This is a genomic window from Ruegeria sp. BHSC037 (genome assembly GCF_059613045.1).
The window spans coordinates 26,379-48,370 of record NZ_JBXWRT010000008.1 but is presented as its reverse complement, the minus strand read 5'-3'; the positions used below and the strand labels follow the sequence as shown (position 1 = coordinate 48,370).

The window sequence follows — 21,992 nt, the reverse complement described above, 5'->3', positions numbered from 1 at the left end:
GCCGCCTCGGCGGAGGCGGCCTTGCAATTGCATCAGGGCCGGATGTCAGCCCTTTTTCAGAACCTCGCGGCCCAGCAGCTCGGCGATCTGGACGGCGTTCAGGGCTGCGCCCTTGCGCAGGTTGTCCGATACGCACCACAGGTTCAGGCCGTTTTCCACGGTCGAATCCTGACGGATGCGGCTGATGAAGGTGGCGAAATCGCCCGCGCATTCGACCGGCGTGACGTATCCACCGTCCTCGCGCTTGTCGATCACCATCAGGCCGGGGGCCTCGCGCAGGATGTCGCGGGCCTCGTCCTCGTCCAGGAATTCCTCGAACTCGATATTGATCGCCTCGGAATGGCCCACGAAGACCGGCACGCGCACGCAGGTGGCGGTCAGCTTGATCGAGGGATCGACGATCTTCTTGGTTTCGGCGACCATCTTCCACTCTTCTTTGGTCGAGCCGTCTTCCATGAAGACGTCGATATGCGGAATGACGTTGAAAGCGATCTGCTTGGTGAACTTCTTCGGCGGCACATCGTTGATCGGGTTGTAGACGGCCTTGGTCTGGTCCCACAGCTCGTCCATGCCCTCCTTGCCGGCGCCCGAGACCGACTGATAGGTCGAGACCACGACGCGCTTGATCTTGGCGCGGTCATGCAACGGCTTCAGCGCCACCACCATCTGCGCGGTCGAGCAGTTGGGGTTGGCGATGATGTTCTTGTTCTTGTAGTCGTGGATTGCCTGCGGGTTCACTTCCGGAACGATCAGCGGGATCTCGGGGTCGTAGCGATAGAGCGACGAGTTGTCGATCACCACGCAGCCCGCGGCCGCCGCCTTGGGGGCGTAATCCTTAGTCGCGGCCGAGCCCACGGCGAACAGCGCCATGTCCCAGCCGGTGAAATCGAACGTGTCCAGATCCTGGGTCTTGAGTGTCTTGTCGCCAAAGCTGACCTCGGTGCCCAGCGAACGGCGGCTCGCCAGAGCGGCGATTTCGTCAACCGGGAACTGGCGCTCGGCCAGGATGTTCAGCATTTCGCGGCCCACGTTCCCCGTGGCGCCGACGACAACGACGCGATAGCCCATGTCTAGTCTCCTGAATTAAGGACGCGCGTTCATAGCCGCGAAACCGAAAAGAAAAAAGGGTCTTCGCGGCGGAATTGACCGTTTGACGCAGTTTTGCGGCACCTCAGCCGGCCAGCAGCCGCCGATAGAGCGCAACAAGCGCCTGCGCCTCGCCGTTGATGTCGAAATTCCGTTCAACATGGGTGCGGGCGGCCTGACCCGCGCGGGCCAGGGAATCACGGTCCGTCAGCATCTCGGACGCGGCTGCGGCCAGCGCCGGAATGTCGCCCGGAGGCACCACCCGACCCAACGCGGGGTCGGTCACGATCTCGGAAAACGCGCCCACATCGGTGGCCACCACGGGCACGCCGCAGGCCATCGCTTCGAGGGGGGTCAGCCCGAACCCCTCCCAGCGTTGGGGGGCGATGAACAGATCCAGCACCTGGTACCATTGGGCGATCTTGTCCACGGTGACCTCGGGCTTGAACAGGATGCGGTCGGAAAGGCCGGCTTGGGCCACCTTGTCCTTCAGTTCGGTCAGGAAAGCACCGTGTTTCTCGGTCGCGCGGCCCATAACGATGCCATGCACGTCGGGGACTTGCCCGCACAGGTCGATCATAGCATCGACGAAGGCGTCGGTGCCCTTCTGGTGCCGAATGCGGCCATAGCAGCCCAGCAGCAGCCCGTCGGGCAGCCCCAGCTTCTGGCGCAGCGCCGCCTTGTCCTGCGGAGGGGTGAAATCCTGCAGATTGATCCCGTGCATGATCACCTGCGCGTCCCGCTCAAGGTACCCGGCCGTCTTGCGCGAGGTCGCCACCACCGCGTCCATCTTGCCGATCAGCCACTTGGTATAGCCCGTATGCACCCGCTGCGAGGCGCTGGTGAACAGCAGTTTCAGCCGCAGCCGCAGCAGGTCGCGCAGGATCAGGCCCAGCAGCATCTCGGTGTTGCGGCGGGCGTGCCAGACCCGCAGCGTCTTGCGCGACAGAAAGGGCAGGTGGCCCAGCGGGATGTGCGGGATGTCCTCAGGCAGGCCCGGGCCGGTGGCGGCGATGTCGATCCACTGCGCCTGCAACGGCACCAGCCGTGCGATCGTGGCGGTCACGCCCGACAGGCGGCGTTTCAGGTTGGGGGCAAGGACAACGGGGTCTTTCACGGGATGCGCTCCGGCGGGGTCTCACTCCATGCTGTCACGGCTGAACAGGTAAATCACGCAGCCGATCGCCAGCGTGGCGGCAAAGAAGGCGAATATCGCTGTGTAGGGTGCGGTTGGTCCCATGTCCACCGTCGCCGCATGGATGCGGCCGGTGGCGAATTGCGCCAGCCCCACGCCGCCGATCCCGAACAGGTTCAGCAGGGTCACGCCGCGCCCCACCAGGTGCGCCGGGATGAAGGCGCGCCCATGCGCCATGATCACCGGGAAGGATGCCCCCAGAAACCCGATCAGCGACATCAGCAGAACCGACAGCCAGACGGCGTCCGCGACCCACAGCCCCAACAGCCCCAGCGCCATTACCGCCAGCGCGTTGCCGCCGAAGATCACCCATTTGCGGGTGTTCAGCAGCCGGTCCAGCGGCCCATATACAAAGGTGCCCGCGATCATCGCGGCGCCCATGACCAGCGTGGCCTGCCCGATCTGGGTGGCGCTCAGCCCGAACACGTCCAGCAGATAGGGGCCGGCCCACAGCCCCCGCAGCGCGGCCGAGGGCGCATAGGCCACCAGCATCAACGGCAAAATCGCCCACAGAGCTGGCTCGCGCAGCAGGTCCAAAACCGAACCCTTCTGCTTTGACACCACCCGCGCGGGGTCTTTGACCGTGACCCAGATGCCCAAGGCCACCGCGCCCGAGATCGCGGCCAGCCCGGCCAGCGTCGCGCGCCACCCCATCAGCTCGACCGCCAGCGCCGTGGGATACGAAGCTACGAGGTTGCCAACCGACCCCACGCCCAGCATCACCGCGGCCAGGGTCGCGAATTTCGCGGGCGGATACTCGCGGGCAAAGATGAAATACGAGGCCATCAGAACCGGCGAACACCCGACCCCGATCAACGCCATCGCCAACGCCACGTGCAGGGGCGTCGTGGCCAGCGCGAACACCGCGGCCCCACCCGCGCCGCCGATCAGCAGCAGAACCGCCGCCGTCTGCCGCGGGCCAACCCGGTCCAGCGCCCAGCCCACCGGGATCTGCATGGCCGCAAAGACCAGAAACCACAGGCCCGAGGCCCAAGCCAGATCCTCGGGCGTGGCGCCGATGTCGCGGGCCAGATCGGCGGTCAGAACCGCAAGGAACGCGCGGAAGAACTGGCTGAGGACATAGGCCAGACACAAGATCACCAAACCTGCCTGCATGTCAGTCTCCCTAACGTCCGCTTTGGCAGGATGCTTGGCACGTCCCGATGCCATGCACAAGCGCGTGTGATATGTTGCAATGTCGGGACAGGCACGCGGACTGCGCTAACATGATCTTGAGGTAATGGGAGGGACGATGAAAGACGCCGATCTGGGATTCTATGACCGGATTCCCGTCACGCGCGATTTTCTTGCCCTGTCCGACCCGGCGCGGTTCACGCCGGTCCCGGACGGTTGGATCGTCGGGGTGGCCGATATCGTGGACTCGACCGGCGAAATCGCCCGTGGCCGCTACAAAACCGTGAACACGGTGGGTGCGGCGGTGATCTCGGGTATGATCAACGCGCTGGGCGGTCAGAATTTCCCGTATGTATTCGGCGGCGACGGGGCCGGATTCGCCGTCGCGCCCGAACACGAATCCAAGGCACGCGCCACGCTGGCGGCGCTGCGCAGCTGGGCCGCGGCCGAGTTCGACATCGTCCTGCGCGCGGCCCTGGTGCCCGTGTCCGACCTGCGCGCGGCAGGGCACGACCTGCGGGTGGCACGCCATGCGCCGTCCTCAGGGGTGGACTACGCTATGTTCACCGGCGGCGGGCTGGCCTGGGCCGAGGCGCAGATGAAGGCTGGCCGGTACGAGGTTCCGCCCGCCGGGCCCGAGGCGCAGCCCGACCTGACGGGCCTGTCCTGCCGCTGGTCCAACAGCCCGGCCCGGCACGGGCAGATCGTGTCGCTGGTCATCCAGCCGACCGCCCGCGCGACCGAACGCGATTTTGCCGATCTGGCCCAATCGGTCCTGTCCGCCGCCGAGGCGCTGGAGCGCGCGGGTCATCCCGTGCCGGCTGGAGGACCGCCAATGAAATGGCCGCCGCCGGGGCTGGCGCTCGATGCTCATGTCTCGCGCGCGGGGCGCAACCTGGCGGTGCGCAAGGCCGCGCTGCTGGTACAGAACCTGCTGATCTGGCTGTTGTTCAAAACGGGCAAGAGACTGGGCGAGTTTGAGCCGGGCCACTACAAGACCATGGTCAGCCGAAATGCGGATTTCCGCAAATTCGATGACGGGTTGAAGATGACGCTGGATTGCGACGGCGAGACCCTGTCGCGGATCACCCGGCTGCTCGACGATGCGCGCGGGCGCGGCAAGGTTCGGTACGGCATCCATTCCCAGCACGAGGCGATGATGACCTGCGTCGTCCCCGCCGCCACCCGCGACGATCATGTGCATTTCGTCGATGGCGCCTCGGGCGGCTATGCACGGGCTGCCGCCGCGATGCGGGGTTGAGCCGGCTCTAGGCCTTCCACTTCGCGGCCAGCCCGCGCGCCGCCTGCGCCAGAAGCATCACGTCGATGCCGACCGCCAGAAACTGCGCGCCCATGTCGCGATAGGTCTGAACCGCTTCGTCATTGGTACCCAGAATGCCAGGCGCCTTGCCTGCGGCCCGGATCCGTTTCAGCGCATCGGCGATGGCCGAGCGGACCTCGGGCGCGGTGCTGTCGCCCTTGTATCCCATGTCGGTGGACAGATCGGCCGGGCCGATGAACACACCATCCACACCCTCGACCTGCAGGATCTCGTCCAGCGCGGCCAGGCCAGCCCGGTTCTCCACCTGCACCAGCAGGCAGATCTCGTCATCGGCGGTCTGCACATAGTCGCCGACCTGACCGTACATCGTTGCCCGCGACGCCGCCGCCCCGACGCCGCGCGCGCCTGTCGGCGGATAGCGGCAGGCACGCACCAGTTCGCGCGCCTGGTCGGCGCTTTCGACGATCGGTACCAGAACGGTCTGGGCGCCGGCATCCAGCACCATCTTGATCAGCCAGGTCTCGCCCACGGGCACCCGCACCACCGGGTGCGAGCGGCTGTTGGCCAGCGCCATCAGCTGATCGCGGATCGAGCGGATGTCGTTTGGGGCATGTTCGCCATCGATCACCAGCCAGTCGAACCCGGCGGTTCCCATGATTTCGGCGGTGACGGGCTCGGCAAAACTCATCCAGCAGCCAATCTGCATTTCGCCCTGTGTCAGAGCCTGTTTGAACGGGTTTTTGGGGGCGGGCATCAGTTGTCCTCCTTCGGGGGTGTGGGCAAGGTGCGGGCGATTTGGGTGATAACGTCAAAGGCCATCCGGACGTCCTCCTCGGTGGTTTCGAACTGGCCGGCCTGGAAACGGATGACGATGTCGCCATCGACTCGGGTCTGGGTCAGATAGATGCGGCCGTCATCGTTGATGGCGTTGACCAGCCGCAGGTTCAGGTCGTCCAGATCCGCGGTGCCGGGTGGCTCATAGCGGAAAGTCCACAGGGACCACATGGGCGGGGTGACGATCCGGAAATCCGGCTCGGCCGCCAGCCGGTCATGCAGGTCGCGCGACCAGTTGACGTGGTTGCGCAGCCGCGCGCGCAACCCTTCCAGCCCGTAGGCGCGGATCACGAACCACAGTTTCAGCGCCCGGAACCGGCGGCCCAGCGGCACCGACCATTCCGAATAGTTGATAATCCCGTCCTGGCCATGGGTTTTCAGGTATTCGGGGCTAATCGCCAGCGTCTGCACCAGATCGTCGGGGTTTTTCAGGAAATGCGCGCAGCAGTCGAACTGAACCCCCAACCATTTGTGCGGGTTGAAAACGATGCTGTCGGCCCGGTCGATCCCCGGCCAATAGTGGCGGTATTCGGGGCAGATCATCGCCGACCCGGCCCAGGCCGCATCCACATGCGTGTACAGCCCGTATTTCTGCGCGACTTTCAGGCACTCATCCACCGGATCGGTCGCGCCGGTCCCGGTGCCGCCGACGCACAGGATCACCCCCGCGGGGTGAAGGCCGGCGTCCAGATCGGCCCGGATCGCGTCCTCGAGCGCCGCCGGGTCCATGCCGCGCCAGTCACCCTTGATCGGGACGCGCACCAAGTTGTCCTGCCCGATCCCGGCGACCCAGATGGCGCGGTCGACCGATGTGTGCACCTCGGACGAGCAATAGACGCGCAAGGGTTTCTGCCCGAACAGGCCCTGACGGTTGCCCTGCCAGTTCAGCGCCTTTTCCCGCATGGTCAGAACGGCGGCCAGCGTGGCAGAAGAGGCCGAATCCTGGATCACACCGGCAAACCCTTCGGGCAGGTCCAGTGCCTGCCGCAGCCAGTCCATCATCCGGGTTTCCATCTCGGTCGCCGCGGGCGAGGTCTGCCACAGCATGCATTGCGGGGCGATCGCGCTGGCCAGAAACTCGGCCAGCACCGACGGCGCCGAGGCGTTCGAGTTGAAATAGGCGAAGAAGCGCGGATGCTGCCAATGAGTGATGCCGGGCATCACGATCCGCTCGAAATCTTCGAATATCCCCTCGATCGGCTCGCCGGTTTCGGGCGGGGCGGGGGGCAGGGCGTTCAGCACTTCGCCCGGCCGGGTCCGGGCGCGCACGGGGTGATCGCCGACGGTCTGGTGATAATGCTGTGCCCATTCGGCCACCCGCTTGCCCCAGTCCGAGAATTCACTCCATTCCATCGGTCACCTATTTCTTTGCATCTTTTCCGCGCCAGTGATGGACACACTGCGGCGCAGGTCAATCGAAATTCCGAACAGCCCCTCGCGCACCACTGCCCGGAATGCTTGAACGTCCGGGTGTGGTGTCTATGCTGCGGGCAACGGCCACAAACGGACACGCCATGACCCGACCTCTGTTTGACCTGCCCGACCCCTTGGCGATCCCTGTATCAGGCGAGGATACCACCTATCCGGTTGGGCGCATCTTTTGCGTCGGCCGGAACTATGCCGCCCATGCGGCCGAGATGGGAAACGAGGTCGACCGTGAGGCGCCGTTCTATTTCACCAAGTCCCCGCAGAACGCCATTCTGACCGGGCAGACAGTGCCTTACCCGCCGGGAACCGAGAATTATCATCACGAAATGGAACTGGCCTTGGCCATCGGTCGCCCGGTGTTTCAGGCGACGTCGCAGCAGGCTTGGGATGCCGTGTTCGGATATTGCTGCGCGCTGGACATGACACGGCGCGACCTGCAGATCCGCGAGCGCAACAAGCAGCGCCCCTGGGATCTGGGCAAGGATGTGGAAAACGGCGCGGTCTTCGCACCGCTGACCCGAGCCGCCGATTGGGCGGCGACAGATGACATTCGCATCCATCTGAGCGTCAACGGTGAGGTCCGGCAGGACGCCACCTTGTCCGAACTGATCTGGAAGATCGACGAGATCGTCATGCACCTGTCCCGGTTCTATCACCTGCGGCCCGGCGACCTGATCCTGACCGGAACGCCCGCCGGTGTCGGCCCGGTTGTCGCCGGAGACGTGCTGACCGGCGGTATCGACGGGCTGGACCCCGTCCGCCTAACCCTCGGGCCGGCGGAATAGACCCTAAGAAGGGGTTTTCAGCTGCTCAAATAGGCGCGCGAAGCCAGTCTGCGGCAAAGGCGACCCGATGCAGCCCGGCAAAAAGGCGCACCCGGTCCAGCTCGGCCTCGAGCCGCCGGGTGCGGGCGTGCGACCACCGGACCCCGCGCTCGGGCCACAGGGCGCGGACCCGCAAGGTGCCTTCGTCGCGATGGGCCTTCATGTCGATCCGTCCGATCAGACGGTCTTTCTCGAGCAGCGGAAAGACGTAGTACCCATAGGTGCGCTTGGCCTCGGGCACGAAGACCTCGATCCGATAGTGGAAGCCGAACAGGCGCTGGGCGCGGTTGCGGTCGCGCAGCATCGGGTCGAACGGGCTGAGCACACGGATCCGCCCCGGCGCGGGGGCAGGGTCGGCAGCCTGGTCCGCCAAGCCGGGTTGCGCAAACACGCGGCGCATTCGACCATCGGCGCATTCCACCTCGATTTCCTGTAAATCACCCAGTGTCAGAGCCTGTTTGCACCACGCTTTCGCCTCGGCAGCGGTGACCGTATCCCAAAAGGCGGCCAGTTCGCCCGAGGTGGCAAAGCCCAACCGGTCGAGCGCCGCGCGGCACAGCCAGTCCACCGTCGCGTGATGGTCGCACTCCATCACGCCGGGGCATAGATGGGTATCGATCACGCGCTCGGTCAGGTCGTATTGCTTTTGAAACCCTCGGCGCCCCACCACCGTCAGCGCGCCCGAGCGCCACAGGTATTCCAGCGCCGTTTTCGAGGGGTGCCAATCCCACCAGCCGCCCGAGCTCTTTTTCTCATCCTGACCCAGATCGGCCGAGCATACCGGACCGTGGTCGCGGATGTGCCGCAGCACGGTCTCGAACTGCTGTTCGAACCCGTCGCGCCGCCAGTTGCGCCAGCGGGCCCGCAGCATCTCGGCGTCGCGCTGGAAGCGCAGATGCCAATGCGGATAGAACGCCATCGGGATCGCGGCGGCGTCGTGGGTCCAGTGTTCGAACAGGCCGCGGTCGCGCTCGTACAAGCGCTTGAGGTCGTTCGGCCGATAGGACGGGCGGCGCGAGAACAGGATCATGTCATGAGCGCGGGCAACGGTGTTGATGCTGTCGAGCTGCACGAACCCCAGCCGGTGGATCAGGTGCAGCAGGTCGGGCCCCTTGGCCGGACCTGCGGGTTGTTCCGCCAGCGCGTGGCGGTCCATGAACAACGCACGGGCGGTTCGGTTGTCCAGCCGGGGTCGCGCGGGTGCCTCAGCGCCGCTTGAGCGTGTCGCCATAGCTGATCTTGGGCGTAAGGGTGATGCGGGTCTCGATCTCGGCGTCGGGATCGGCCCGCTTGGCGGCGATGATTTCGGCCGCCTTGCGCCCGATTTCCAATCGGCAGGCATCCATCGTCGCCAGCTTGCGCGGCAGACCCTGCAGCAGTTCAACGTTGTTGAATCCGGCCAGACCGATCTGCCCGGGCACATCGATACCTTGCTCAAGCAGGTACAGCAGCCCGCCTGCGCCGATCATGTCGTTGGAGTAATACAGGAAATCCAGATCCGGGGAGCGTTCAAGCATGGCCTTTGTCATCTCGCGCCCCTTGGCCAGGGCCGAACCGCCGGAATAGAACTCTCGGTCCTCGATCTCGATTCCGTGCTTGCCCAGCACTTCGGTGAAGCCCTCGAACCGTTTGCGCGCGCGGTGGTCCAACGGCATCTTGGTGCCCATGAAGCCGATATGCTGATACCCGGCCTTCAGGATCGCCTGCGCCATCTCGCGCCCGGCCCGGCGATGCGAAATGCCCACCATCGCGTCCACAGGCTTGCCGTCTGTATCCATGATCTCGACCACCGGAATGCCCGCCGAATCCAGCATGGCCCGCGCGGCCTCGGTGTGTTCCAGCCCGGCGATGATCACGCCCGAGGGACGCCACGAGAGCATCTCGTACAGAACCTTCTCCTCTTTTTCCGGCAGATAGTCGGTGACGCCGACCACGGGCTGCAGCTCGGTATCTTCGAGCACCTGGTTGATGCCGGTCAGCACCTCGGGAAAGACCATGTTCGACAGCGACGGGATGATCACCGCCACCAGGTTCACCCGGCTCGAGGCCAGTGCACCGGCGATCTTGTTGGGCACGTACCCCAGCTCTTTCGCGGCGGCCAGAACCCGGGTTCGGGTGGCCTCGGACACATCGCCCCGATTGCGCAGGACCCGGCTGACCGTCATTTCCGACACACCGGACGCTTCAGAGACATCACGGAGGGTAAGCGGGCGTTTCGTTTCTGTTGTCACGGGGATACCTGCATTGTTGTTTACCCCCGATGCTAGCGCGAACGGGGCAATCTGTTCAACTGTTGTGCAAAGGTCATGACAAGCGGGAAAAACCCGGCTAGAGAAGGCGCCGCGCGGCCCCGTGGCTCAACTGGATAGAGCAGCCCCCTCCTAAGGGGCAGGTTGCAGGTTCGAATCCTGCCGGGGTCGCCAGAAAAATCAAAATGTTGTCAAAATAGCCAACTGTCCGCGCAAAAGAACGAAATAGAGCGCGCAAGGTGGTTGGCCGGATGGTGAGATGGCCGGCTTTCCGCATGAAATATAGATTAAAAACAATGTGTTGAGAGGAATCATCTTGCGCTCGAGCTGCTCGCCATCCGCTCCCCGTCACCCCCTGATTTGACACGTCGCCCCGGATCGCGTCACTGGAGGCAATCAGGCCCCGGAACCCTTCAGACCCACCCCAACTACCATGACGGTGTGGCGGGCTCCGCCCGTGTCCGGTCCGATCACCAGCGCATCTTGAGCCGCCAGTCCGATAGAACAATGATTTCCCGATCAACAAGCCTGTGTGGCCACATCAAGACAGCTTGCGGCAATACCGCGTTTTGGGAAATTTTTCATTATAGGGGAATGGTGCCCAGGAGAGGACTCGAACCTCCACGTCCATACGGACACTAGCACCTGAAGCTAGCGCGTCTACCAATTCCGCCACCTGGGCAGGTGTCGTGGAGGGGCGTTTAAGCCTAGTCGCGGGGGGCGTCAACAGGATTCGAACAGATTTTTGAAAGTTTTTTTGCCGCCGCCGAAATCGGTTCGGGACACCTGGGCCAAATGCGGGGTTTTCGTCGCTTGCGCGGCGTTATTGCGCCTTGTTTGCAGCGCTTGCGGACGGTAGATCACATCAAGACCCACACAGTAGGAGCGCTGTCATGTCCAAACTGGTCACGATTTTCGGTGGATCGGGATTCGTCGGTCGCTATGTCGCGCGGCGCATGGCGAATGAAGGGTGGCGCGTCCGCGTCGCGGTTCGGCGCCCGAACGAGGCCATTTTCGTCAAGACCTATGGCGTCGTGGGGCAGGTCGAGCCGATCCTGTGCAACGTCCGCGACGACGCTTCGGTAGCAAATGCAATGCGGGGCGCGGATGCGGTGGTGAACTGCGTCGGTGTTCTGAACGATCTGGGCAAGAACGGCTTTGAGGCGGTGCAGGCCGAAGGGGCCGAGCGGATCGCGCGTCTGGCCGCGCAGCAGGGAATCAAGCGGATGGTGCATATTTCGGCCATAGGCGCGGATCCCGATTCCGACAGCGAATACGCGCGCACCAAGGCACAGGGCGAGGCCGGCGTTCTGACCCATATGCCCGACGCCGTCATCCTGCGGCCCTCGGTGATCTTCGGGCCCGAGGATCAGTTCTTCAACCGGTTCGCGGGAATGACCCGGATGTCGCCGTTTCTGCCGATTTTCGGTGCCGACACCCGGTTCCAGCCGGTCTATGTGGATGACGTGGCGCAGGCCGCGATCAAGGGCGTGTTGGGGCAGGCCGAGCCGGGGATCTACGAGCTGGGCGGCCCCGAGGTCAAAACCTTCCGCGAGCTGATGCAGCAGATGCTTGGGGTGATCCACCGCGGCCGTATCATCATCGGCCTGCCGTTCTGGGTGGGGCGGATCATGGCCGGGGTTCTGGACATCGTGAAATTCGTCAGCTTCCAGCTGTTTCCGAACAACATCCTGACCCGCGACCAACTGAAGAATCTGCGCCGCGACAATGTCGTGTCGGAGGGGGCGAAAGGTTTCGCCGATCTGGGGATCGAGCCGGCCACACTTGAATCGGTGCTGCCGGAATACCTGTGGAAGTTCCGCCCGTCGGGACAGTACGACGAGATCCAGAACTCGGCCCGAAACCTGCGGGCCTGATCAGCCGTAAGCGATGCTCAGCAGGACAACGCCCAGGATCACGCGATAGATCACATAGGGCGTGAAGCTGACGCTGCGCAACAGCCGCATCATCAGGCTTAGCGCCAGCAGGGCCGAGACGAAGGCGAACACGGCGGCAATCGCGCTGTCCTTGGCCAGTTGGGTATCGGCCTGATCGATCACGTCCAGCGACAGCAGAGCACCCGAGGCGAGGATCGTCGGGATCGACATCAGCATAGCGATGCGCGCGCCGTCCTCGCGGGTATAGCCCAGATGGCGCGCGCCGGTGATGCAGATCCCCGACCGCGAGGTGCCGGGAATCAGCGCCAGAACCTGCCACAGGCCCAAGATCACCGCATCGCGCAACCCCCAGTCGGCGGCCTCTTTGGTCTGGGGGCCTTTCTGGTCCATCCAGTACAGCAGCAGCCCGAAGCCCAGCATCGTCCATCCGATCACCGCCACGGACCGCATCGCGCTGCTGAGCCCGGTCAGGTGCAGAATGGCACCGACGATGACGGTCGGGATGGTGGCCACGATCAAGGCCAAGGCCAATCGCGATTGCGGGGTGTCGATGCGTCCGCGCAACGCACGGGGCAGGCCTGCAAGGGCCAGCTTAACGTCGCTCCAGAAATACAGAACCACCGCGCCCAAGGTGCCCACATGCACCGCCACGTCGATGGCCAGGCCCTGATCGTCCATCCCGGTGAGGCTGGGTAGCAAGATCAGGTGGCCCGAGGACGAGATCGGCAGAAACTCGGTGATACCTTGGATGATCGCCACCAGAATCAGCTGAAAAAGACTCATCCGCACACCTGCCCGCTGTCACGTTTTCTTTGTCCGCAATGGGTATAACTGGCATGATGAAAAGGAAAGCGCCGAGATGGGTCCGAAGCGGACATAAAAAACAAAAAAATCTGGGTGCTCACGGCGCATTTCCAGCATTTTTTTGAATTTAGGTCAGTACAGTTGACTTTTCATTCGAAAAGCTGTCGCCTAAAGAAACTCGACCAAGCCAATTCATGGAGTCTGACCGTGGCCAAGCAACCGATGCTGAAATTCGTGCAGATCGATCGTGACATGCCCCAAAAGCGTGCTGCTGATGACCGCAAGGATGACTTCCACGAAATCTATGCCGAGTTCGCCGCGGAAAAGGCCGCCGAACAGGCCAGCCGTTGCAGCCAGTGTGGGGTGCCCTATTGCCAGTCGCACTGCCCGCTGCACAACAACATCCCCGACTGGTTGCGCCTGACCGCAACGGGGCGGCTGGAGGAGGCCTATCAGACCAGCCAGGCCACCAACACCTTCCCAGAGATCTGCGGTCGCATCTGCCCGCAGGACCGCCTGTGCGAGGGCAACTGCGTCATTGAACAATCCGGCCACGGAACGGTGACCATCGGCGCGATCGAAAAATACATCACCGACACCGCGTGGGACAAAGGTTGGGTCAAGCCGGTCTCGCCAGCCGCCGAGCGCCCCGAAAGCGTGGGTATCATCGGTGGCGGCCCCGGCGGTCTGGCGGCGGCGGACATGCTGCGCCGGGCCGGGATCCAGGTTACGGTCTATGATCGCTATGACCGCGCGGGCGGGTTGCTGATGTATGGCATTCCGGGCTTCAAACTGGAAAAGGACGTGGTTCAACGCCGCAACGAACTGTTGGCCGAGGGTGGCGTGACCTTTGAGTTGAACTGCAACGTGGATGCGGCCAAGTTCGCCGAGATCCGCGCCAAGCATGACGCCGTGATCATTGCAACGGGCGTCTACAAGTCGCGGGATCTGTCCATGCCCGGCAGCGGTCTGCCCGGCATCGAAAAGGCGATCGATTTCCTGACCGCCTCGAACCGCAAAAGCTTTGGTGACACGGTGCCGGAATATGACAGCGGCCGCCTGAACGCCAAGGGCAAGAAGGTGGTCGTGATCGGCGGCGGCGATACCGCGATGGATTGCGTGCGCACCGCGATCCGCGAGGGCGCGACCTCAGTCAAATGTCTGTACCGCCGCGACCGGGCGAACATGCCAGGTTCGCAGCGCGAAACCCAGAACGCCGAGGAAGAGGGCGTGATCTTCGAATGGCTCAGCGCGCCCAAGGGGTTCGTGGGCGATGAGCGCGTTACCGGTGTAATTGTGCAGACGATGCGCCTGGGCCAACCCGACGCGACTGGCCGCCAAACGCCCGAAGTAATCGAAGGCGCGGATTACGTCGAAGAGGCCGATCTGGTCATCAAGGCGCTGGGCTTCGAGCCCGAGGACCTGCCCACCCTGTTCGGCCAGCCCGACCTGCCCGTGACCCGCTGGGGCACCGTCAAAGCCGCGTTCGAGACCGGCGAGACCGAGATGGACGGCGTCTATGCTATTGGTGACATCGTGCGCGGTGCCTCGCTGGTGGTCTGGGCGATCCGCGACGGCCGTGACTGCGCGCAGGCCATCATCGACCGGTTCAACGGCAAGGCCGCGCTTGCGGCCGAGTGACACCGCAGCCCAGCGACAGGAGCGACAGGATGCCCGAATTGCAAGGCCAATGCATGTGCGGCGCGGTCACCGTGACCGCGACCCCCGCCCGCGACGCGCTGGGCGCCTGCCATTGCGACATGTGCCGCCGCTGGACCAGCAGTGCGCTGGTCACCTTTCCGGCACAGCCGGGCTATGCGGCGCTGGGGCCGGTCAAGACCTTCACCTCGTCAGACTGGGCCGAACGCGCCTTCTGCGAGGAGTGCGGCTCGGCCCTGTGGTACCGGATCACCCTGCCGGGCGAGATGCACGGCCAGACACAGATCGCGGCCGGCCTGTTCGACAACGCGGCCGGCAACACGCTGAAACTTGAACTTTACATCGACAAGAAGCCCGAGGGTTACGCGTTCGCAGGTGAACGCCGCCAGATGACCGAAGCCGAGGTCATGGCCATGTACGCCCCGTCGGAAGAAGGAGACAGCCAATGACGAAATATGATGCCGATTGGGTCCGGGCCGAGGAAGCCAAGCGCAAGTGGATGGCCGAAAACGGTCTCTATTCCGAGCAGGAAGAGCATTCCTCGTGCGGGGTCGGCCTGGTGGTTTCGGTTGACGGCAAGAAAAGCCGCAAGGTGGTCGAGGCCGGGATCAATGCGCTCAAGGCAATCTGGCACCGCGGTGCGGTGGATGCCGACGGCAAGACCGGCGACGGCGCGGGCATCCATGTGCAGATCCCGGCCCCCTTCTTCTATGACCAGATCCGCCGCACCGGGCACGAGCCCAAAATGGACCAGCTGATCGCTGTGGGGCAGGTGTTCTTGCCACGCACCGATTTCGGCGCGCAGGAGCGCTGCCGGACCATCGTGGAAACCGAAGTTCTGCGGATGGGTTACTACATCTATGGCTGGCGCCACGTACCGGTGGATGTCACCTGCCTGGGCGAAAAGGCCAACGCGACCCGGCCCGAGATCGAGCAGATCCTGATCTCGAATTCCAAGGGCGTTGACGAGGACACGTTCGAGCGCGAGCTGTACGTCATCCGCCGCCGGATCGAGAAAGCCGCCGCCGCCGCGGGGATTTCGGGTCTGTACCTGGCCTCGCTCAGCTGCCGGTCGATCATCTACAAGGGAATGATGCTGGCCGAGCAGGTCGCCGTGTTCTACCCCGACCTGATGGACGACCGTTTCGAGTCGGCCTTTGCGATCTATCACCAGCGCTATTCCACCAACACCTTCCCGCAATGGTGGCTGGCGCAGCCATTCCGCATGCTGGCCCACAATGGCGAGATCAACACGCTGAAGGGCAACATCAACTGGATGAAAAGCCACGAGATCCGCATGGCCTCGGCAACCTTTGGCGACTATGCCGAAGACATCAAGCCGATCATCGCAGGCGGATCGTCGGATTCGGCGGCGCTAGACTCGGTGTTCGAGGTTCTGGTGCGCGCGGGCCGCTCGGCCCCGATGGCAAAGACGATGCTGGTGCCGGAAAGCTGGTCGAAACAGGCGGTGGAACTGCCGCAGTCCTGGCGCGACATGTATTCCTATTGCAACTCGGTGATGGAGCCGTGGGACGGCCCCGCCGCGCTGGCCATGACCGATGGCCGCTGGGTCTGCGCCGGGCTGGACCGCAACGGCCTGCGCCCGATGCGCTATGTGGTCACCGGCGACGGTCTGGTAATCGCCGGGTCCGAGGCGGGCATGGTCCCGATCGACGAGGCCAGCGTTGTCGAGAAAGGCGCGCTGGGTCCGGGCCAGATGCTGGCCGTCGATATGAAAAAGGGCAAGCTGTATCGCGACAAGCAGATCAAAGACAAGCTGGCCGCGGCCCTGCCGTTCGGCGAATGGGTCAGCAAGATCAACGATCTGGACGAAAAGCTGGCGAAGGTCGCCGAAAAGCCGCTGTTCACCGGTGAAGAGCTGCGCAAGCGCCAGATCGCGGCGGGCTACACGGTCGAAGAGCTGGAGCAGATCCTTGCCCCTATGGCCGAGGACGGCAAAGAGGCCATCGCCTCGATGGGCGACGATACGCCCTCGGCAGTTCTGTCCAAACAGTACCGACCGCTCAGCCATTTCTTCCGCCAGAATTTCAGCCAGGTGACCAACCCGCCGATCGACAGCCTGCGCGAATACCGTGTGATGTCGCTGAAGACACGGTTCGGCAACCTCAAGAACGTGCTGGACGAGGACAGCAGCCAGACCGAGATCATCGTGCTGGAAAGCCCCTTTGTCGGCAATGCTCAGTGGGAAGAACTGGTGGCGAATTTCGATGCGCCGCTGGCCGAGATCGACTGTACCTTCGAACCCGGCACCGGCGCACTGAGCGCCGCGCTGGCGCGAATCCGCGCCGAGGCGGAGGAGGCCGTGCGCTCGGGCGCGGGTCACTTGGTTCTGACCGATCAGTATTCCGGCCCCGGCAAAGTGGCGATGCCGATGATCTTGGCCACCAGCGCGGTTCATTCGCACTTGATTCGTCAGGGTCTGCGAACCTTCTGTTCGTTGAACGTACGCTCGGCGGAATGCATCGACCCGCATTATTTCGCGGTGCTGATCGGCTGTGGCGCGACCGTGGTCAACGCCTATCTGGCCGAGGATTCGCTCGCCGACCGGATCGAACGCGGGTTGCTGGAAGGCAGCCTGACCGAAAACGTCGCGCGTTACCGCGAGGCGATCGACCAGGGCCTGCTGAAGATCATGGCCAAGATGGGCATCTCGGTGATCTCGTCCTATCGCGGCGGCCTGAATTTTGAGGCCGTGGGACTGAGCCGCGCCATGGTGGCCGAATATTTCCCTGGCATGACCAGCCGGATTTCCGGCATCGGCGTCACCGGCATTCAGTCCAAGGCCGAGGAAATCCACGCCAAGGGCTGGGAGAGCGGCCTGGACGTTCTGCCCATCGGTGGGTTCTATAAGGCCCGCAAATCCGGTGAGACCCATGCGTGGGAAGCGACCTCGATGCACATGATGCAGATGGCCTGCAACCGCGCCTCGTACGAGCTGTGGAAGCAGTATTCGGCCAAGATGCAGGCGAACCCGCCGATCCATCTGCGCGACCTGATGGATTTCAAACCGCTGGGCAAGCCGATCCCGATCGAAGAGGTCGAATCGATCACCTCGATCCGCAAGCGGTTCGTCACGCCGGGCATGTCGCTGGGCGCGCTCAGCCCCGAGGCGCACAAGACGCTGAACGTGGCGATGAACCGGATCGGCGCGAAATCCGACTCGGGTGAAGGTGGGGAAGATCCCGCACATTTCGTGCCCGAGCCGAATGGCGACAACCCCTCGGCCAAGATCAAGCAGGTGGCCTCGGGCCGGTTCGGCGTGACCGCCGAATACCTCAACCACTGCGAAGAGTTGGAAATCAAGGTGGCCCAGGGCGCCAAGCCCGGCGAGGGCGGCCAGCTGCCCGGCATGAAGGTCACCGATCTGATCGCGCGCCTGCGTCACTCGACCAAGGGCGTGACCCTGATCTCGCCGCCGCCGCATCACGACATCTACTCGATCGAGGATCTGGCGCAGCTGATCTATGACCTGAAACAGATCAACCCGCGCTGCAAGGTGACTGTGAAACTGGTGGCGTCTTCGGGCGTGGGCACGATCGCCGCCGGGGTGGCCAAGGCCAAAGCCGACATCATCCTGATCTCGGGCCACAATGGCGGCACGGGCGCATCGCCCGCGACCAGCATCAAATATGCCGGCCTGCCGTGGGAAATGGGCCTGACCGAGGCGCATCAGGTTCTGGCGATGAACAACCTGCGCGACCGGGTGACCCTGCGCACCGATGGCGGCCTGCGCACCGGGCGCGACATCGTCATGGCGGCGATGATGGGGGCCGAGGAATACGGCATCGGCACCGCCGCCCTGATCGCGATGGGCTGCATCATGGTGCGCCAGTGCCAGTCGAACACCTGCCCAGTGGGCGTCTGTACGCAAGACGAATCCCTGCGCGCCAAGTTCACCGGCAATGCCGACAAGGTGGTTAACCTGATCACCTTCTACGCGCAGGAAGTGCGCGAGATTCTGGCCAGCATCGGCGCCCGGTCGCTGGACGAGATCATTGGTCGGGCCGATCTGTTGGCGCAGGTCAGCCGCGGGTCGGCGCATCTGGACGATCTGGACCTGAATCCGCTGCTGATCACCGTCGATGGCGCCCAGAACATCGTCTATGACCGCGACAAGCCCCGCAACGAGGTGCCCGACACGCTGGACGCCGAAATCGTGCGCGACGCGGCGCGGTTCCTGAAGGACGGCGAAAAGATGCAGCTGTCTTACGCGGTGCAGAACACGCACCGGACGGTGGGCACCCGGGTCTCGAGCCACATCGTGCAGAATTTCGGCATGCGCAACACGTTCCAGCCGGACCATCTGCATGTGAAATTGCAAGGCTCAGCCGGTCAGTCGCTGGGCGCCTTCGCCGCGCCGGGGCTCAAGCTCGAGGTGTCGGGCGACGCCAACGACTATGTGGGCAAGGGCCTGTCGGGCGGCACCATCGTTGTGCGCCCGCCGCAGGTCAGCCCGCTGCAGGCCGACCGGAATACGATCATCGGCAACACGGTTCTTTACGGCGCGACCGACGGGTACCTGTTCGCGGCTGGCCGGGCAGGCGAGCGGTTCGCCGTGCGCAACTCGGGGGCCAAGGTGGTGGTCGAGGGTTGCGGCTCGAACGGGTGCGAATACATGACCGGCGGGGTTGCGGTGATCTTGGGGGACATCGGCGCGAACTTTGGCGCGGGGATGACGGGTGGCATGGCCTATCTGTACGACCCCGAAGGCAAGGCGCAGCTGCTGATGAACATGGAAACCCTGGTGACCTGCCCCGTTACGGTCGAGCATTGGGAGATGCAGCTGAAATCGCTGATCGAGCGCCACGCCACGGAAACCGGCAGCCGCAAGGCCGCCGACATCCTGCAGCACTGGGACGTGGAAAAGGCCAATTTCCTGCAAATCTGCCCGAAAGAGATGCTGAACAAGCTGGCCTATCCGCTCAGCCACGAGGCGACGGCGGTTCCGGCCGAGTAACCCGGGCCGAACCCGAACAAGACCCGCGTGCCGCAGCCCGGCGCGCGGGTTCTTTGTTTTCATGCGGGCAGACGTCCGGGTGACCGCCCTCGCAGGCGGGGTTATGGGCGAATTGCGCCACAAAATCATCGTGAAATCGGGCCAATCGTTCGATAAGGTCGCAGAAATCGCAGGAGCCTTGGGAATGCCGACCACCTATCTCGATCAGTTTTTTATCATTGATCCCTTCAGCCCGCCTGCGGCAGGGACTGTTATGGTGGTCCAGAAATACAATCTGATCGATCAGAATGATGACGGAGACATCGACCGGTTCGACAATGACTCGGTCAACGGTCAGGATGTTACCAATTCGTGGCCCGGCGACACAGTCACGGTCAACGTGCCCGGCACGGGGAACGTGACTTACACCGGCATCACCTTCTATCTGGCCGATGGCAGCCGCGTGTTCACTCCGACGGATGGGCAGGTGCTGCAGCAGGGCACATTGGTGTCCACGTCATTCGTTTCTTCGCAAGGTCCCCTGACTGTGCCCGGTGAGCTGGGGCCGCCCTGTTTCACGCGCGATACGTTGATCGAGACGCCAAACGGACCAATGCCGGTTCAGGACCTGAGCGCCGGCGATCTGGTTCTGACCGTCGACAACGGTGCCAAACCGTTGCTGTGGGTCGGAAAGACTTGCGTGCCGGCCATCGGAAAGACCGCACCGATCCGGTTTGCGGCCGGTGTTCTGGGGCTGGATCGCGAAACACTGGTTTCGCCGCAGCACCGAATGTTGATCGACGACTGGCGGGCCGAGTACTTCTATGGCTATCCCGAGATCCTGATCGCGGCGCATTGCCTTGTGAATGGCACCAGCGTGACCCGAGCCGAGGGTGGAGATGTCACCTATTACCATCTGTTGTTCGACCAGCACGAGATCGTGACAGCCAATGGCGCCAGAAGCGAAAGCTATTACCCCGGACATGCCCTGTCGCAATCCGAGCGGGATACCTGCCGCGAGCTTTTCGAATTGTTCCCCGAACTCGACCGTGCGGATCTGGGCATGTTGAAGACCGCGCGCCCGGTCATCCGCCCACGCGATGCGCAGCTGATCGGCTGATAAAGCCGTTCCAATATTCGGCTGCGCGGCGTATAGCGGACCCATGGCGAAGAAAGCGGCCCGCAAGAGCAGCGGCAAAAAGAAACAGGCGACCCGGCCGAAAAAGACTCGGACGCTCCTGCCTCGTATCCGGCGATGGGCGGTGCGTGGCGCTTTGGCGGTTGCCGGCGTCTTTCTGGCGCTGGTGTTGATCTATTCGGTGGTGAACCCGCCGATCACCCACACGATCTGGTCGGAATGGCGCCGTCTGGGCAAGGTCGAGCGCGACTGGGTGCCGATCGAGGAGATTGCCCCGGTCATGGCCCGTGCGGCCGTGGCGGCCGAGGATGCCAATTTCTGCCTGCACTGGGGGTTCGACGTGAACGCCATCCGAGACGCGCTGGAGGATGGCGGCAATCGCGGCGCCTCGACCATCACGCAGCAGGTGGTGAAGAACGTGTTCCTGTGGCAGGGGCGCAGCTGGGTCCGCAAGGCGATGGAGACAGTGCTGACCCCGGTGGTCGAAATTTTCTGGAGCAAGAAGCGGATCCTCGAAGTCTATCTGAATGTGGCCGAAACCGGTGAGGGGCTGTTCGGGGTCGAGGCTGCGGCGCGCCGCAATTTCGGTGTAAGCGCCGCGGAGCTGAGCCCGGTGCAGGCCGCCCGCCTGGCCGCGATCCTGCCCGCGCCGCGCGCGCGATCGGTGACGGACCCGTCGGTCTATACCCGCCGGCGGGCCGCCGCGATACTGGATGGGGCGGCCACCATCCGCGCAGATGGCCGCGCCGATTGTTTCGAGGATTGAAACCCTTGCCGCTCAGCGGCTATTGCTGAGCGGTATTCACTGGATCGAATGGACTCTCATGGCGCGTTTGTTTCACGTTCCCCTTTCCCCGTTTTGCCGAAAGGTCCGTCTGGCGCTGGCCGAAAAGAAGATCGAGGTTGAGCTGGTCTCCGAGAAATATTGGGAGAAGGATCCGGATTTCCTGCGTCGCAACCCGGCCGGGAAAGTCCCGGTTCTGCGGCTGGACGGGCGGATCATGGCAGAAAGCACCGCGATTTGTGAATATATCGAGGAAACCCGCCCGGACCCCGCCCTGATGCCCCGCAAACCCGAAGCCCGTTACGAGGTGCGCCGTCTGGTCAACTGGTTCGACGACAAGTTCCACCATGAGGTGACGTCGAAGCTGTTGTACGAACGGGTGAACAAGAAGATGACCGGGCAGGGCTATCCGGACAGCAGGAATGTGAAAGAGGGCGCGCGGGCGATCAAGTTCCACCTGGACTACATGGCCTGGCTGCTGGATCAGCGGCGCTGGCTGGCGGGGGATCAGATGACCTTGGCCGATTTTGCAGCTGCGGCGCACCTGTCGGCGCTGGACTATATTTCAGACGTGGACTGGAACCGCAGCCAGGTGGTCAAGGACTGGTACGCCAAGATCAAATCACGCCCGGCATTCCGATCGATCCTTGCGGACCAAGTACCGGGATTCCGCCCGCCTGCCCATTACGCTGACCTTGATTTCTGATAGGTTGGCTCAGG

General features: G+C 63.7%; 17 protein-coding genes and 2 tRNA genes. 10 read left to right on the top strand and 9 right to left on the bottom strand.

The genetic code is table 11. The annotated features are described in order from the left end of the window. Positions 1-45: 45 nt before the first annotated feature. The 3 genes from AC2FMN_RS09630 to AC2FMN_RS09620 all read right to left on the bottom strand — a co-directional run bounded on the left by AC2FMN_RS09630 (position 46) and on the right by AC2FMN_RS09620 (position 3,397). The gene (locus AC2FMN_RS09630; RefSeq protein ID WP_496687765.1) at positions 46-1,068 is read right to left on the bottom strand and encodes an aspartate-semialdehyde dehydrogenase; all 1,023 of its coding nucleotides are present in this window, start codon (positions 1,066-1,068) and stop codon (positions 46-48) included. 103 nt (positions 1,069-1,171) lie between these two features. Continuing rightward, positions 1,172-2,203, bottom strand: coding sequence for a glycosyltransferase family 4 protein (locus AC2FMN_RS09625; protein ID WP_496687762.1), 1,032 nt, complete (start codon positions 2,201-2,203; stop codon positions 1,172-1,174). Between the two features lie 21 nt (positions 2,204-2,224). Beyond that, positions 2,225-3,397, bottom strand: a complete 1,173-nt coding sequence (locus AC2FMN_RS09620) for an MFS transporter (protein ID WP_496687759.1) — start codon at positions 3,395-3,397, stop codon at positions 2,225-2,227. A 136-nt stretch (positions 3,398-3,533) separates the two neighbouring features. On the opposite strand from AC2FMN_RS09620, the gene AC2FMN_RS09615 reads away from it, so the two are divergent. Continuing rightward, on the top strand, positions 3,534-4,676 hold the full coding sequence (locus AC2FMN_RS09615) for a DUF3095 domain-containing protein (RefSeq protein WP_496687756.1): 1,143 nt from the start codon (positions 3,534-3,536) through the stop codon (positions 4,674-4,676). A 7-nt stretch (positions 4,677-4,683) separates the two neighbouring features. On the opposite strand, the gene AC2FMN_RS09610 is transcribed toward AC2FMN_RS09615, so the two are convergent. Both AC2FMN_RS09610 and AC2FMN_RS09605 read right to left on the bottom strand, forming a co-directional pair. Further along, entirely contained in the window at positions 4,684-5,451 is a 768-nt protein-coding gene (locus AC2FMN_RS09610; RefSeq protein ID WP_496687753.1) for an HpcH/HpaI aldolase family protein, read from the bottom strand. After that, positions 5,451-6,884 (bottom strand): pyridoxal phosphate-dependent decarboxylase family protein, encoded by a 1,434-nt coding sequence (locus AC2FMN_RS09605; protein WP_496687750.1) that lies wholly within the window; start codon positions 6,882-6,884, stop codon positions 5,451-5,453. The genes AC2FMN_RS09610 and AC2FMN_RS09605 overlap by 1 nt, the downstream gene beginning before the upstream one ends. Before the next feature lie 161 nt (positions 6,885-7,045). Here AC2FMN_RS09605 and AC2FMN_RS09600 point away from each other — a divergent pair, with 161 nt between their 5' ends. After that, entirely contained in the window at positions 7,046-7,744 is a 699-nt protein-coding gene (locus AC2FMN_RS09600; RefSeq protein WP_496687747.1) for a fumarylacetoacetate hydrolase family protein, read from the top strand. A 25-nt stretch (positions 7,745-7,769) separates the two neighbouring features. On the opposite strand, the gene AC2FMN_RS09595 is transcribed toward AC2FMN_RS09600, so the two are convergent. Next, complete coding sequence (locus tag AC2FMN_RS09595) at positions 7,770-9,014, bottom strand: winged helix-turn-helix domain-containing protein (protein WP_496687744.1); 1,245 nt, start codon at positions 9,012-9,014, stop codon at positions 7,770-7,772. Continuing rightward, positions 8,989-10,014, bottom strand: coding sequence for a LacI family DNA-binding transcriptional regulator (locus AC2FMN_RS09590; RefSeq protein WP_496687741.1), 1,026 nt, complete (start codon positions 10,012-10,014; stop codon positions 8,989-8,991). The genes AC2FMN_RS09595 and AC2FMN_RS09590 overlap by 26 nt, the downstream gene beginning before the upstream one ends. A 115-nt stretch (positions 10,015-10,129) precedes the next feature. On the opposite strand from AC2FMN_RS09590, the gene AC2FMN_RS09585 reads away from it, so the two are divergent. Further along, positions 10,130-10,206: transfer RNA gene (locus AC2FMN_RS09585), tRNA-Arg, on the top strand. 421 nt (positions 10,207-10,627) lie between these two features. Here AC2FMN_RS09585 and AC2FMN_RS09580 read toward each other — a convergent pair. Beyond that, positions 10,628-10,714: transfer RNA gene (locus AC2FMN_RS09580), tRNA-Leu, on the bottom strand. A 211-nt stretch (positions 10,715-10,925) separates the two neighbouring features. Here AC2FMN_RS09580 and AC2FMN_RS09575 point away from each other — a divergent pair. After that, positions 10,926-11,909, top strand: coding sequence for a complex I NDUFA9 subunit family protein (locus tag AC2FMN_RS09575; RefSeq protein ID WP_496687739.1), 984 nt, complete (start codon positions 10,926-10,928; stop codon positions 11,907-11,909). On the opposite strand, the gene AC2FMN_RS09570 is transcribed toward AC2FMN_RS09575, so the two are convergent. After that, a complete protein-coding gene (locus AC2FMN_RS09570) occupies positions 11,910-12,713 on the bottom strand; it encodes an undecaprenyl-diphosphate phosphatase (protein WP_496687736.1) in 804 nt (267 codons plus the stop codon). A gap of 228 nt (positions 12,714-12,941) precedes the next feature. Between AC2FMN_RS09570 and AC2FMN_RS09565 the strand changes: the two genes are divergently transcribed. From AC2FMN_RS09565 to fzlA, 6 genes are all read left to right on the top strand, one after another. Beyond that, entirely contained in the window at positions 12,942-14,375 is a 1,434-nt protein-coding gene (locus AC2FMN_RS09565) for an NAD(P)-dependent oxidoreductase (RefSeq protein ID WP_496687734.1), read from the top strand. Positions 14,376-14,404: 29 nt separating this feature from the next. Next, positions 14,405-14,842 (top strand): GFA family protein, encoded by a 438-nt coding sequence (locus AC2FMN_RS09560; RefSeq protein WP_005979708.1) that lies wholly within the window; start codon positions 14,405-14,407, stop codon positions 14,840-14,842. Continuing rightward, entirely contained in the window at positions 14,839-19,371 is a 4,533-nt protein-coding gene (gene gltB / locus AC2FMN_RS09555; RefSeq protein WP_496687731.1) for a glutamate synthase large subunit, read from the top strand. Before AC2FMN_RS09560 ends, gltB begins: the two co-directional genes overlap by 4 nt. Before the next feature lie 253 nt (positions 19,372-19,624). Beyond that, positions 19,625-20,470 (top strand): Hint domain-containing protein, encoded by an 846-nt coding sequence (locus tag AC2FMN_RS09550; protein ID WP_496687728.1) that lies wholly within the window; start codon positions 19,625-19,627, stop codon positions 20,468-20,470. A 43-nt stretch (positions 20,471-20,513) separates the two neighbouring features. Continuing rightward, on the top strand, positions 20,514-21,254 hold the full coding sequence (gene mtgA / locus AC2FMN_RS09545; protein WP_496687726.1) for a monofunctional biosynthetic peptidoglycan transglycosylase: 741 nt from the start codon (positions 20,514-20,516) through the stop codon (positions 21,252-21,254). A gap of 58 nt (positions 21,255-21,312) precedes the next feature. Then, positions 21,313-21,978, top strand: a complete 666-nt coding sequence (gene fzlA, locus AC2FMN_RS09540) for an FtsZ-binding protein FzlA (RefSeq protein ID WP_496683184.1) — start codon at positions 21,313-21,315, stop codon at positions 21,976-21,978. Positions 21,979-21,992 lie beyond the last annotated feature (14 nt).

Excerpts from the sequence above, each read along its gene's own strand:
- AC2FMN_RS09630 (WP_496687765.1), bottom strand. The coding sequence starts at position 1,068 with ATGGGCTATCGCGTCGTTGTCGTCGGCGCCACGGGGAACGTGGGCCGC.
- AC2FMN_RS09620 (WP_496687759.1), bottom strand. The coding sequence starts at position 3,397 with ATGCAGGCAGGTTTGGTGATCTTGTGTCTGGCCTATGTCCTCAGCCAG.
- AC2FMN_RS09615 (WP_496687756.1), top strand. The coding sequence starts at position 3,534 with ATGAAAGACGCCGATCTGGGATTCTATGACCGGATTCCCGTCACGCGC.
- AC2FMN_RS09610 (WP_496687753.1), bottom strand. The coding sequence starts at position 5,451 with ATGCCCGCCCCCAAAAACCCGTTCAAACAGGCTCTGACACAGGGCGAA.
- AC2FMN_RS09605 (WP_496687750.1), bottom strand. The coding sequence starts at position 6,884 with ATGGAATGGAGTGAATTCTCGGACTGGGGCAAGCGGGTGGCCGAATGG.
- AC2FMN_RS09600 (WP_496687747.1), top strand. The coding sequence starts at position 7,046 with ATGACCCGACCTCTGTTTGACCTGCCCGACCCCTTGGCGATCCCTGTA.
- AC2FMN_RS09595 (WP_496687744.1), bottom strand. The coding sequence starts at position 9,014 with ATGGCGACACGCTCAAGCGGCGCTGAGGCACCCGCGCGACCCCGGCTG.
- AC2FMN_RS09575 (WP_496687739.1), top strand. The coding sequence starts at position 10,926 with ATGTCCAAACTGGTCACGATTTTCGGTGGATCGGGATTCGTCGGTCGC.
- AC2FMN_RS09570 (WP_496687736.1), bottom strand. The coding sequence starts at position 12,713 with ATGAGTCTTTTTCAGCTGATTCTGGTGGCGATCATCCAAGGTATCACC.
- AC2FMN_RS09560 (WP_005979708.1), top strand. The coding sequence starts at position 14,405 with ATGCCCGAATTGCAAGGCCAATGCATGTGCGGCGCGGTCACCGTGACC.
- gltB (WP_496687731.1), top strand. The coding sequence starts at position 14,839 with ATGACGAAATATGATGCCGATTGGGTCCGGGCCGAGGAAGCCAAGCGC.
- AC2FMN_RS09550 (WP_496687728.1), top strand. The coding sequence starts at position 19,625 with ATGGTGGTCCAGAAATACAATCTGATCGATCAGAATGATGACGGAGAC.
- mtgA (WP_496687726.1), top strand. The coding sequence starts at position 20,514 with ATGGCGAAGAAAGCGGCCCGCAAGAGCAGCGGCAAAAAGAAACAGGCG.
- fzlA (WP_496683184.1), top strand. The coding sequence starts at position 21,313 with ATGGCGCGTTTGTTTCACGTTCCCCTTTCCCCGTTTTGCCGAAAGGTC.